General features: G+C 70.0%; 10 protein-coding genes. 4 read left to right on the top strand and 6 right to left on the bottom strand.

What is annotated here, in order from left to right; all coding sequences use genetic code 11:
* The first annotated feature begins 1 nt into the window (after nucleotide 1).
* From ACIA1L_RS17335 to ACIA1L_RS17325, 3 genes are all read left to right on the top strand, one after another.
* Nucleotides 2-2,200, top strand: a complete 2,199-nt coding sequence (locus ACIA1L_RS17335; protein ID WP_396073719.1) for a hypothetical protein — start codon at nucleotides 2-4, stop codon at nucleotides 2,198-2,200.
* 240 nt (nucleotides 2,201-2,440) lie between these two features.
* On the top strand, nucleotides 2,441-4,666 hold the full coding sequence (locus ACIA1L_RS17330) for a DEAD/DEAH box helicase (RefSeq protein WP_396073718.1): 2,226 nt from the start codon (nucleotides 2,441-2,443) through the stop codon (nucleotides 4,664-4,666).
* Nucleotides 4,667-4,818: 152 nt separating this feature from the next.
* The gene (locus ACIA1L_RS17325) at nucleotides 4,819-5,430 is read left to right on the top strand and encodes a putative glycolipid-binding domain-containing protein (protein WP_396073717.1); all 612 of its coding nucleotides are present in this window, start codon (nucleotides 4,819-4,821) and stop codon (nucleotides 5,428-5,430) included.
* 11 nt (nucleotides 5,431-5,441) lie between these two features.
* Here the strand turns inward: ACIA1L_RS17325 and ACIA1L_RS17320 are convergent, their stop codons facing one another.
* The 3 genes from ACIA1L_RS17320 to ACIA1L_RS17310 are packed head-to-tail and all read right to left on the bottom strand — an operon-like array spanning nucleotide 5,442 to nucleotide 8,483.
* Nucleotides 5,442-6,848 (bottom strand): hypothetical protein, encoded by a 1,407-nt coding sequence (locus tag ACIA1L_RS17320; RefSeq protein ID WP_396073716.1) that lies wholly within the window; start codon nucleotides 6,846-6,848, stop codon nucleotides 5,442-5,444.
* 49 nt (nucleotides 6,849-6,897) lie between these two features.
* A complete protein-coding gene (locus tag ACIA1L_RS17315; protein ID WP_396073715.1) occupies nucleotides 6,898-8,016 on the bottom strand; it encodes a PLP-dependent cysteine synthase family protein in 1,119 nt (372 codons plus the stop codon).
* A 5-nt stretch (nucleotides 8,017-8,021) separates the two neighbouring features.
* Nucleotides 8,022-8,483: an Lrp/AsnC family transcriptional regulator gene (locus ACIA1L_RS17310; RefSeq protein ID WP_396073714.1), complete on the bottom strand. Its 462-nt coding sequence runs from the start codon at nucleotides 8,481-8,483 to the stop codon at nucleotides 8,022-8,024.
* A gap of 222 nt (nucleotides 8,484-8,705) precedes the next feature.
* Between ACIA1L_RS17310 and ACIA1L_RS17305 the strand changes: the two genes are divergently transcribed.
* Nucleotides 8,706-8,981 (top strand): BldC family transcriptional regulator, encoded by a 276-nt coding sequence (locus ACIA1L_RS17305; protein WP_396073713.1) that lies wholly within the window; start codon nucleotides 8,706-8,708, stop codon nucleotides 8,979-8,981.
* Here ACIA1L_RS17305 and ACIA1L_RS17300 read toward each other — a convergent pair.
* Genes ACIA1L_RS17300 through ACIA1L_RS17290 form a run of 3 tightly spaced genes read right to left on the bottom strand, consistent with a single transcriptional unit; the run spans nucleotide 8,978 to nucleotide 11,970 of the window.
* Nucleotides 8,978-9,613 (bottom strand): UbiX family flavin prenyltransferase, encoded by a 636-nt coding sequence (locus ACIA1L_RS17300; RefSeq protein ID WP_396073712.1) that lies wholly within the window; start codon nucleotides 9,611-9,613, stop codon nucleotides 8,978-8,980. The two genes, ACIA1L_RS17305 and ACIA1L_RS17300, sit on opposite strands and share 4 nt — an antisense overlap.
* 3 nt (nucleotides 9,614-9,616) lie before the next feature.
* The gene (gene mqnP, locus ACIA1L_RS17295) at nucleotides 9,617-10,513 is read right to left on the bottom strand and encodes a menaquinone biosynthesis prenyltransferase MqnP (RefSeq protein ID WP_396073711.1); all 897 of its coding nucleotides are present in this window, start codon (nucleotides 10,511-10,513) and stop codon (nucleotides 9,617-9,619) included.
* Nucleotides 10,510-11,970, bottom strand: coding sequence for a menaquinone biosynthesis decarboxylase (locus tag ACIA1L_RS17290; RefSeq protein ID WP_396073710.1), 1,461 nt, complete (start codon nucleotides 11,968-11,970; stop codon nucleotides 10,510-10,512). Before ACIA1L_RS17290 ends, mqnP begins: the two co-directional genes overlap by 4 nt.
* Nucleotides 11,971-11,997: the final 27 nt, after the last annotated feature.

Genomic DNA, 11,997 nt, shown 5'->3' with positions numbered 1-11,997 from the left:
AATGAGCGGCTCTGCAGCCCGGGCTTCCGTGCCGGGCTCCGGCGCCCGCAACGGCCAGGCCAAGGTCTACGGCACTCGCATCGTCGAGGAGCCAGCCAGCCCCAAGGTCGACGCCGAGCAGACCAGCACCGAGGCAGACCCGGACTCGGGCGACAAAACCACGCCAGCCGCCACACCGGCCGAGGTCAAACCCAGTCCCGAGGTGGAACCGGCCAGCGCACCGGGCCCCAACCTGGTCACCAATATCGAGCCGGCCAGCACCCAGAACACCGACCCGGAGCCGACCGACAGCACGGCCGCTAGCGCCCACGACGCCGAGCCGGCAACGATCGTCGAGGCGGCTGTCGCGAAGATCGACGCTCCCACCGCGAGCGACGCCGAGCTGGAAACCACAGCGGAGCCGGTTGGCGTTTCGGAGGCCGACCCGGACAAGGCGGCAAAGCAGCCGGCCGGGTCGAACGATTCCGAGCGTGACGTGCCGACAGAGCAGGCCGCCGAGCCTGACCTGCCGGAACCGTCGACTCCTGAGCCGCGGCCCGCCAAGCCGGAACCGCCCAAGCCAACCCGGCCCGAGCCGGCGCCATTCCCGACGCCGTCGCCTGCCCCCGACCCGGCCGCGCCGAAGCCAGTTCCTCCCGCGCCCGCTCCGGACCCGGTGCCGCCCGCTCCGGGACCGGACCCCGTGCCGCCGCCTCCCGGTCCTTCGCCGGTGCCGCCCGCTCCGGGCCCGCACCCGGTACCGCCCGCCCCGGGGCCGCACCCGGTACCGCCAGGACCTGGTCCGTCGCCCGTGCCCGGCCCGCCCCCGGCGCCGTTCCCGGCCCCGCCGGGCTTCCCTGTTGCTACGAGCGAAACCGCTGCCGCGGCAAGCACGTCCGTCGCACCTTCGAGTGCTCCGGCCAGCGCCGAGCCCACGGCCACAGTTGACGCCGCCGCGTCGAAGTCTCCGGCGCCGTCCGTGCCGGTCAATCCGGGTCGCCCGGCAGGCACCGGTCTGCCCACCTACACGGTCCCACCGACCCAGAGCAGCGCCGCATCGGCCTTCGCCGCCCCGGCCCCGGCCCCGGCTCAAGACGACGCCACCACACCACTCACCGCGCAGGCCCCGGCCCACAGCGACGCCACCACACCACTCACCGCGCAGGCCCCGGCCCACAGCGACGCCACCACACCACTCACCGCGCAGGCCCCGGCTCAGGACGACGCCACCACACCACTCGCCTCACCGGCTGTGGCCCAAGGCGCCACCACCACGCCGTCTGCCCCGCAGGCCCCGGCTCAAGACGACGCCACCGCACCGCTGGCCGCGCAAAAGCCGGGCCACGGCGGTGCGGAGTCAGATGAAGAGGCCACTACGCCGCTCGGCGCGAAGCCTGCCTCCTCCAACGAGGCCACGACGCCGTTCGCGGCGCAAGAGTCAGTCCGAAATGGGGCCGCGCCATCGGCCTCGCCAAGCCCGGCGCAGAACGACGTCACCACGCCGTTCGGTACGCAGAGCGAGGTAACGAAGCCGTTCGGTGCACAGCGGGCGCCCCAGAGCGACCCGACTATGCCCATCTCGGCACAACGGAGCCCGCAGAGCGACCCGACCATGCCCATCACCGCTCAGCGGACCCCGCACATCGACCCGACCATGCCTATCAACGCTCAGCGGACCGCGCAGAGCGACGTCACGATGCCGTTTGCCGCTCAGGGAGCGGTCCACGGGGCGAACGCGCTGGGGGCGGGCGGTTCCGGGGCCGGGCAGAGCGAGGCAACGATGCCGTTCGCAGCGACTGGGCTGCCGCAGCCGCCCGCCCCGTACGGGGTAGGCACATCGGGCGGCACCCGGCAGCCGTTCGGCGGAGGTAACCCGCCCGGGGATAGCCCGTCCGCGCGACCCTCGACGTATGGGTCAGGTTCCGGACAGGGCGTCCCGCATCAGCGCGGCGAGGGCACGGTGTACGGCGGTCTGGCCGACTACGCGCCGGTGGACATGACGATGCCGATCATGACCAACGCGGTGGAGAACTCGGGATCGCTGACCGGCCACATCCTGGCCCAGGGCTGGCGGGACGGGCCGGAGACTCAGCAGAACAGCAACGTCAAGGTCGTTGTGGCGATGCTGGCCGTGCTGGTGTTCCTTGTCGGTGCGAGCATCGTTTTTCTGTTCACTGTCGGGGACGCGTTCAGCGACATGATCGGCGGAGTCTTCTCCTGAAGGTTGCCCACGGGCCGGTGCACGCCTAAGCTGGCGAGGTTGCGCCGAGGGTGAGTCTGCCCACTACCGGTGCGGAATGCGGGCAGTGTCTGCGACGTTGGCCCGTACACTGATGGCAGTAATTGACCTGGCGTGCCCTTCTGGAGCACGCCACGGGCGTTCTTGCGGGCAATTCAGCGGCAGGCTCAGGACAGCCGCGGCGGGCCATTCGCGAGCATGCGCCCCCGTAGAGAGGTTCTCTTGACCACTTTCGCTGATCCCAGCACGTTCCCGTCCGTCTTCGACACCGCCGACAGCGTCGAGAAGACGACGGTCAGCAACGACGAACGCACCACCCCTGACACCGCCGCGACCGGCGCTGAGAACGCGGACACCACCGCGTCCGCCGCCATCATGAACGACGCCGCGGAGATCGCGCCCGCACAGACCGTTACCGCCGAGACCTTCGCGGTCGAGAGCGCAGCGGATGAGGTTGCGGAGGTCGCCGCCACGGAGGTCGCCGCCACCGAGACCGCTGCGGAGGTTGTTCCCGGCGACTTCGATGCCGAAGTCGCCGCCGACCTCGACGCCGCGATCGTTGAGGCCACCAAGAGCTTCGCCGACCTCGGCCTCCCCGCCGAGCTGGTCCGCGTGCTCAACCGCGAGGGCATCACCACCCCGTTCGAAATCCAGGCCGCGACCATGCCCGACGCGCTGTCCGGGCGCGACGTGCTGGGCCGCGGTCAGACCGGTTCCGGCAAGACCCTGGCGTTCGGCCTGCCGCTGCTGGCCCGCGTCGCCCAGGGTGGCCGGGCGCTGCCGCACCTCCCCAAGGCCCTGATCCTGGTGCCGACCCGGGAGCTGGCCATGCAGGTTGCCGATTCACTGATGCCGCTGGGCCGGTCCGTGGGGGTCTTCCTGAAGACCGCCGTCGGCGGCGTGCCGTACGACCGGCAGATGGACGCGTTGCGCCGCGGCGTCGAGGTCATCGTTGCCACGCCGGGCCGGCTGGGCGACCTGATCGAGCGGGGCGCCTGCAAGCTGGACGCTGTCGAGGTGACCGTCCTCGACGAGGCCGACCAGATGGCTGACATGGGCTTCCTGCCCGAGGTCACCGAGCTGCTCGCCAAGACCCCGGCGGACGCGCAGCGCCTGCTGTTCTCGGCGACGCTCGACGGTGACGTCGACACGCTGGTCAAGCGGTTCATGAACGACCCGGTGACGCACTCGACGGCCCCGGCCGAGGCGAGCGTGTCCACCATGGACCACCACCTGCTGCTGATCCCGCCGCACGACAAGTTCCCGATCACCGCGTCGATCGCCAACCGGGCGGGCAAGACCATCGTCTTCGCCCGGACCCAGATGGGCGTGGACCGGCTGGTCGAGCAGCTCGCCGCCGTGGGTGTGCGCGCCGGTGCGCTGCACGGCGGAAAGACCCAGCGGGTACGCACCCGCACGCTGGCCGAATTCAAGGAAGGCCGCACAAACGTGCTGGTCGCCACCGACGTCGCCGCCCGCGGCATCCACGTCGACGGCATCTCGCTGGTCGTGCACGTGGACCCGCCGAAGGACCCGAAGGACTACCTGCACCGGGCCGGTCGCACGGCACGCGCGGGCGAGTCGGGTGCCGTGGTGACGCTCGTGCTGCCCAAGCAGCGTCGCAGCACCCAGGCGATGATGACGAAGGCAGGCGTCGCGCCGGCCGAGCTGCGCGTGCGGCTCGGCGACGAGAAGCTGGCCGAGGTCACCGGTGCGCGCGAGCCCAGCGGTGTGCCGGTGCGGAACGAGCCGGAGCCCCGCCGTGAGCGCGGCGACCGGGACCGCCCGCGCCGCTTCGGCGACCGCCCGCAGCGTGGCGGCTTTGACCGTCCCCGCGGTGGCTACGGCGACCGGGACCGTGGCTACGGCGACCGGCCGCGCAGCTACGGCGACCGCGACCGTTCCTTCGGTGACCGGCCGCGCAGCGAAGGCGACCGCCCCCGCAGCTACAGCGACCGGCCCCGCAGCGAGGGCGACCGCCCCCGCACCTTCAGTGACCGGCCGCGCAGCGAAGGCGACCGCCCCCGCAGCTACAGCGACCGGCCCCGCGGCGAAGGTGACCGCGGCGGCTACAGCGACCGGGGTAGCTACGGTGACCGGCCGCGTGGCGAGCGGACCTACGGCGACCGGCCCCGCAGCGAAGGCGACCGCCCCCGCACCTTCAGTGACCGGCCGCGCAGCGAAGGTGACCGGCCGCGCACCTTCAGTGACCGGCCGCGCAGCGAAGGTGACCGGCCGCGCAGCGAAGGTGACCGGCCGCGCAGCGAGGGCGACCGCCCCCGCAGCTACAGCGACCGGCCCCGCAGCGAAGGCGACCGCGGCGGCTATGGTTCCCCGCGCAACGCCGGTGACCGTCCGGGTGGCGGCTTCCGCCGTGACGGCGGCCGCAACGACCGGCGCGAGCCGGGCAATGGCCGCTACCAGGGCCGCCCGGCTCACTCCCACTGATCACACAGGTGGATCAGCCGGGCAACGGCCGCAGCTGAGCAGATAGATCCTTTGAGAAAGGGCTCCCCACGGGGGCCCTTTTTCGCATTCCGAGCATTCCGAGCATTCCGAGCCGGTGGTTCCGGTCCGCGTCGGGCGGGTATGCCGGACTCATGTCCGTCCTGCCGGGTTCGTTGTTCTGGGAGCGCCGGGACACCACCGGTGCCGAGCACGTGCTGGTTGACGTGCGGAGGGGCCTGCACGCCCGCGGGGTGGCGTTGGCGGTCGATCCGATTCCGTACACCGCCACCTATGAGATCCGCACTGATGCGGAGTGGCTCACGACGGTTTGTGAGGTGCGGGCCGCGGGCGAGGGCTGGGTCCGTACGGTGACTATCTCTGCAGCGGGGGTGACCGCCGCGGAAGAGGGTGACCTGGACGCGGCTTTGACCGCTGCGGGGCATCCGAGTGCCGGGCTGCCCGGTGCTGAGGAGCCCGAGCTGTTGGTGGGTGTCTTTGATGTGGATCTGACCGGGTCGCCGCTGACCAACACGTTGCCGATTCGGCGGCTGGGGTTGCTGCGGGCCGAGCCGGGGGTGGCGCATCGGGTACGGGTGGCGTGGGTGCTGCTGCCCAGCCTGGAAGTGGTGCTGGCGGATCAGATCTACACGATGCTGGACGCTGGGCGGGTGCGGTTCGCGAACGAGACGTTCAGCGCCGATCTGACCGTGGATGCTGATGGTTTCGTGCTGGACTATCCCGGCCTGTGTACGCGGCGGCTCTGAGGCGCGGAGCTTTAAGCTCGGTCGCGGATCCAGTTCATGCAGGTCTGGTCGACGGCTGCGAAGGGTTTGCCGAAGGCTTCTTGCGCGGCGGGGTCGAGGTCGCGGTCTTCGCGCAGATAAAGCCGGACGAAGGTGAACAGGGCGCGTTCGCCGTATTTGGTGGCGAGGCAGTCGGCGGCGTAGTGGCTCAGGCCGTAGAAGGTGTCGCCGTCGTCGTTGTCGGCGTTGTCGCCCAGGGCGGCAGCGGCGATGGTAGTGGGTGGCCGGCTGCTGTGGACGGCGGAGCTGACGGCGGAGCTGCGCCAGCTGGCGGTGGCGGGGCGGGGGTGCCAGGCGATGTATTCGGCGATGCCTTCTTTGAGCCACATGTCGTTGCGGCTGCGGGCTGAGTGGCGTACCCGGCCGACGGTGACGACGTGGGCTAGCTCGTGTTGGACCGTGGTGGCGAGGAGTTCATCGTCGTTTTCTAGTTTGGCGAGGTTCAGCACGACGTCGCTGCCGGCCTGGTTGCGGGGCAGTGCGTAGCCGACGACCCACTCGTCGGTGATGCCGCCGTACCAGGATTTCCAGTGTTTGGGGCCGGCCAGGTAGATGCGGTAGCGCTGTTGCGGGTTGCCGACGAGGCTGGCGTACCGGTCGTTGACCGTGGCGGCTCGCTCGGCGATGGGCAGGAGCCGCTGCAGGTTCTTCTGCTCGGCGGGTATGCCGGCCAGGGTGACGCGTTGGCCGTGGACGGTCACGATCTCGTTGTTCTCCCAGGGGGCGGGCTGCCGGTCCTGGTCGCGTCGGGTGGTGTTGACCGAGGTGATGAGCCAGCGACCGGAGACGATCTTGAATTTGAGCGTCTGGGCTGAGGTGGGCGGCCCGGCCGAGTCGGTGCTGCGCTCACAGTTCTCGCCGGTGAAGCAGTGCTCGACGTCGGCGAAGATGCCCAGGCTGTCGCTTTTGCTGTTGTGGATGGTGGTCCGGTACGCGAAGTGCTCCACGCCGAGCGCCCGCAGCGACCGGAACATCGTGCGATAGCGGGCGCGCAGCTTGGGTTGGCGCGGGTCGACCGGGGCCAGCCAGCCCGCCTCGTCGCCCCGGAGCAGGGCCGCGGCGTGCTCTTTGAGGGCCAGGTTCGCCTGCTCGAACGGGGTGAGTGTCGGCTTCGGCGGTGCGGCTACGGCCACGGTCTCGAGGGGTTCGGTTTGCGCGACATAGGCGGCACCGGCACCGACGCCCACGGCAGCGGCCAGGGCGAGCACTCCGAAGAGCACGAGTTTGCTGCGGCGGCGCGGCGGCGCGGGTGGGAGCGGCAGCGGCGCTGCGCCGGGGACCAGGGCGAGCGGCGGCAGGTCGGCTAGCTCGATGGGGTGCGGCGCACGCGGGGCGGGCACGAAACCGCCCGCGGTGGTGACGTCGTCGCCGGGAGACACGGCCGCTCCTAGAAGGGTGGATCGGGATGCGGCACCCATCCTCCCAGGTCTATATGTGCGACGCCGCCCCGGGGACGGCCGGCTGCCACTCCCCCGTGGTCAGGAAGTTGTCGATGGTGGCTAGCGGCTGGTCCAGGGACATGCCGCGGGACTGCACCCACTCGTCGGAGTAGTAGGTGTCGGCGTACCGCTCGCCGCCGTCGCAGATGAGGGTCACCACGGAGCCTTTGCGTCCCTCGGCGAGCATTTCCGCGATCACCGCGAAGGCACCCCACAGGTTTGTGCCCGTCGAGCCGCCGACCTTGCGACCGAGCACGGCGGAGCCGGCCCGCATGGCGGCCAGGGAGGCCGCATCCGGCACGTGGATCATGCGGTCGACCACGGACGGCTGGAAGGACGGCTCGACCCGGGAGCGCCCGATTCCCTCGATGCGCGAGCCACGACCGGTGCAGATCGTCCAATCTTGGCTTTGGTACGCGGGCCAGAACGCCGATCCCTCCGGGTCCACCACACACAGCTGGGTGGCGAGCCGCTGGTAGCGGGCGTACCGGCCGATGGTGGCGCTGGTGCCGCCGGTGCCGGCGCCGACCACGATCCAGGCCGGTTCGGGGTGGCGTTCCAGGGCCAGTTGGGCGTAGATCGACTCGGCGATGTTGTTGTTGCCGCGCCAGTCGGTGGCCCGTTCGGCGTACGTGAACTGGTCCATGAAGTGTCCGCCGCGCTCGGCTGCGAGCGTCTGTGCGGCGGCGACGACCGTGGTCGGGTCGTCGACGAGGTGGCATTTGCCGCCCTGGAACTCGATCAGCGAGATCTTCTCCGGCGACGTGCTGGCCGGCATGACGGCGACGAATTCGAGGCCGAGCATCCGGGCGAAGTACGCCTCACTGACCGCGGTGGAGCCGGAGGACGCCTCGACGACCGGGGTGTCCGGGCCGATCCAGCCGTTGCAGAGGGCGTACAGAAAAAGGGAGCGGGCCAGACGGTGCTTGAGGGAGCCGGTGGGGTGGGAGCTCTCGTCTTTGAGGTAAAGGTCGATGCCCCACGCGGGTGGCAGGGGGAAGGGCAGCAGGTGGGTGTCTGCCGAGCGGTTGGCGTCGGCTTCGACCCGGGCGATGGCGTCGCTCGCCCAGGCCCGCATGCCGGCGTCGCCCCGGTCAAGTTGGACCATGGATCTCAACCTACCGCCGGGTCGCGGCCCGGTTGGGGCCGGTTCTCCCACTTGGCGGAGAGCGCGATGGCGGTGCGGGTGGAGGCCACCCCGGCGGTGCGGTTGATCCGCACGATCAGCTGCTCCAACTCGGCGATCGTGCCGACCCGGACGGTGAGCTGATAAGACTCGACGCCCGCCATGAAGTAGCAGGACTCGATCTCGGGCATGATCCGCAGCGCGGCGAGCACGTCGTCGGTGTCGGCGCCGGAGTCTTCGATGATGCCGATGAGTGCCGTGACGCCGAGGCCGACGGACTCGGGCTCGATCTCGGCCCGGTATGCCCGGATGGTCCGCGCAGCTTCCAGCTTTCCCACGCGTTCGTGTACGGCCGGGGCGGATAGGCCGACCTGGCGGGCCAGTTCGGCGTAGGAAGAACGGGCGTTGTCCCGTAGCAGGTCGATCAGGCGCAGGTCGATGGCGTCCATGGCTTCAAAGGTTAGTGCGACCCGTCCGGGTAGTTCACGCCCGGTAGCGGGCAACCACCGCCCGGCCGAGCCAGGATAATGGTCAACGTCGCAATCAGGGCTTTTTCCGCATTTCAGCGACTTGCTGTTTTTCCCGATGCTCTAATGGCTGTACGTCCCGATCGAGCACGCCGAACACGCACCGTGACCGCCGGCGCTCCACAACGACGCAGGGAGAGGGCCGTGGACACAGGAGATCGACTGCTGACGCCAGGGGAGGTTGCCGCGCTGTTCCGGGTCGACCCCAAGACCGTAACGCGCTGGGCAGCAGCTGGACGCATCGGCAGCATCCGGACTCCGGGTGGCCACCGCCGGTTCCGGGAGTCAGAGGTACGCGCACTGCTCGAGGGCGATGGCGTCGTCGAGGAAATGCGCGAGGACGATGCGGCTAATCGCCCCCGCAACACCGGCCCGGTGAATCCGGGCGCGGGCTACGGCCCACCCAACGGACTGCGCTAGTTCTTGCCGCCACCGCCACCTAGCTCTCCCCGCCACCGCGTGAAGAGCTCGTGCGGCACGCCCAGTGCGTCAAGAACCTTGCCCGCTACGAAGTCGACGAGCTGTCCTGCCGTCGCGTCGGCGCCCGAGCCGTAGAAGCCGGGCGACGCCGGTAGGACTACCGCTCCCGCATCGTGCAGGGCGATCAGATGTTCCAGGTGGCTGCGGGTCACCGGGGTCTCGCGCGGGACGACGACCGTACGCCGGCGTTCTTTGAGGTTCACTTCGGCGGCTCGCTGCAGTAGGTCCTTCGAGAGCCCGATCGCGATGCCCGCGCAGGCCGCCGTGCTGGCCGGGACCACCGCCATGCCTAACGCCTGGTACGAGCCGCTGCTCGGTCCGGCGGCCAGGTCACCGGCGGGCCAGTAGGCCAGGTCGGCGTTCCCCAGGTCACGGCCCAGCCAGGCGCCGACGTCGTCCTTCCAGTGCGCGTCCCGCACGGTCGCCCCGGTCTCGTCGAGCAGGGTGAGCCGGGCTGCGCGGGAGATCACCAGGTCCACCGCTTCGCCCGCGTCGAGCAACGCGCCGAGGACGGCTCGGGCGTACGGCGTGCCGGAGGCCCCGGAGACGCCGATGATCCACGGAGTGCGCATCGCTCAAGAATGCAGGACGAGATCGAGCAGGGCGAAGACAAACAGCGCGATGCCCACGAAACCGTTCGCCGTGAAGAACGCCCGGTTGACCTTCGACAGGTCGGTCGGCGTCACGATGATGTGCTGGTAGACGAAGGCCGCACCGGTCAGCGCGAGCCCGATCCACCACAGCCAGCCGAGTCCGACGACCTGGCCGAACCACACGAACAGCCCGAACGTCAGCACGTGCGTCACGGTCGACAGGTGCAGCGCGAACGGCACACCGAACCGTGACGGCGTCGAGTGCACGCCGATCTGCCGGTCCACCTCGGCGTCCTGGCAGGCGTAGATCAGGTCGAAGCCGCCGATCCACAGACCCACGGCCACGCCGAGCAGCCAAGCCGGGCCGGAGCCCTCGAACGTGCCCGTGACCGCCAGCCAAGCCCCGACCGGCGCGACCGACTGCGCGAGCGCCAGGACGTAGTGCGGGAAGTTCGTGAATCGCTTCGCGTACGGGTAGATGATCAGCGGCAGCACCGCAAGCGGCGACAGCAGCAGGCACAGCCAGTTCAGCAGGCCCGCGGCGAGGAACAGGAACACCAGCGAGATCGCGGCGCCGGTCCAGGCCGTCCGCAGGCTCACCGCGCCGGTGACCAATTCTCTGTTCTGCGTACGCGGATTGAGCGCGTCGATCTTCCGGTCGAGGATCCGGTTCGCGGCCATGGCGAACGTGCGCCCGGACACCATCGCGACCGTGATGAGCAGCAGGTCGAGCCAGTTCACCGAGCCGGCCCGGTCCATCGCCACGGCAGCGGAGAGGTAGGCGAACGGCAGCGCGAACACCGAGTGCTCGATGGCGACCAGCCGCAGGAACGCCTTGACCTTGCCCGGCTGCTCGGGTGCGGACGCGACCGCCGTCATATGCCGTATTCCTTCCACCGCTTGTCCACCAGCGAGACCACCTCGGGCGCCATGGTCATCTCTTCCGGCCAGCCGCGGGTGTATCCCTCGGTGGGCAGCTTACGGGTGGCGTCGATGCCCGCCTTGCCGCCCCAGAACTGCTGGTAGGAGGCGTGGTCCAGGTGGTCCACCGGGCCGGTGGTGAGGAAGAGGTCGCGGTCGTAGTCGACGTTGCCGAAGGCCCGGAACGCGACCTCGTGGTAGTCGTGCACGTCGCAGTCCTCGTCCACCACCACGATGAGCTTCGACAGCGACATCAGGTGGGCGCCCCAGATCGAGCTCATGACCTTCTGGGCGTGCTTGGGGAAGCGCTTGCGGATCGAGACGATCACGCAGTTGTGGAAGACGCCGGCCGCGGGCATGTCGTAGTCGACGATGTCCGGCACCATCATCCGCAGCAACGGCAGGAAGATGCGCTCGGTGGCCTTGCCGAGCCCGTGGTCCTCCTGCGGCGGCTTCGACGTGATGATCGAGTGGTAGATCGGCTTCTTCCGCATGGTCATGCACTCGATGTGCAGCACCGGGAACGGCTCGACCGGGGTGTAAAAACCGGTGTGATCGCCGAACGGGCCCTCGGGCAGGCGCTCCCCCGGCTCCAGGTAACCCTCCAGAATGATCTGCGCCTCCGCCGGGACCTGCAGCGGCACGGTGAGGCAGTCGACCATCTCGACCCGCTCGCCGCGCAGGAAGCCCGCGAACAGGTATTCGTCGATGTCGCTCGGCAGCGGCGCGCTGGCCGCGTAACTGACGACCGGGTCGCAGCCGATCGCGATCGCCACCGGCAGCCGCTCGCCGCGGCGCTCGGCGATCGCGTGGTGGGCGGTCGAGTCCTTGTGGATCTGCCAGTGCATGCCCAGCGTGTTCTTCGAGTGCTGCTGCAGGCGGTAGAGACCCAGGTTGCGCTTGCCGGTCTCCGGGTCCTTCGTGTGCGTCAGGCCGTAGTTGTGGAAGATGCCGCCGTCGCCGGGCCACACCCGCAGGCCGGGCACCCGGTCCAGGTCCACCTCGTCGCCCTTGAGCACGACCTCCTGGCACGGGGCCGTCTTGACCTTCTTCGGCGGTAGCGACTTGAGCTGCAACACCTTGCCGATGCCCTCGCGGATGCCGGACCAGCCGACCGGCAACTCCGGCTTCAGCATCGCGCCGATCCGGTCACCGACCTCGTCCAGCGCCTGGACGCCGAGTGCCATCGCCATCCGCTTCTCCGTACCGAAGAGGTTGACGACGACCGGCATCTCACCGCGAGTGGGCTTCTCGAACAGCAGGGCCGGGCCGCCGGCCCGGACCGTGCGAGTCACGATCTCGCTGATCTCCAGCGTCGGATCGACCGGCACGCGCACCCGGCGCAGCTCACCCGCCGCCTCCAACGCCGAGATGAAGCTCTGCAGATCGGGGTACGGAAAGCCTTTCGCAGCCATGCCCCCAGTCTGTCACCCGTCACTCGG

It is taken from the genome of Actinoplanes sp. NPDC051859, assembly GCF_044452725.1.
Taxonomy (GTDB): Bacteria; Actinomycetota; Actinomycetes; order Mycobacteriales; family Micromonosporaceae; genus Actinoplanes.
This window is presented reverse-complemented; position numbering and strand designations above follow the sequence as displayed.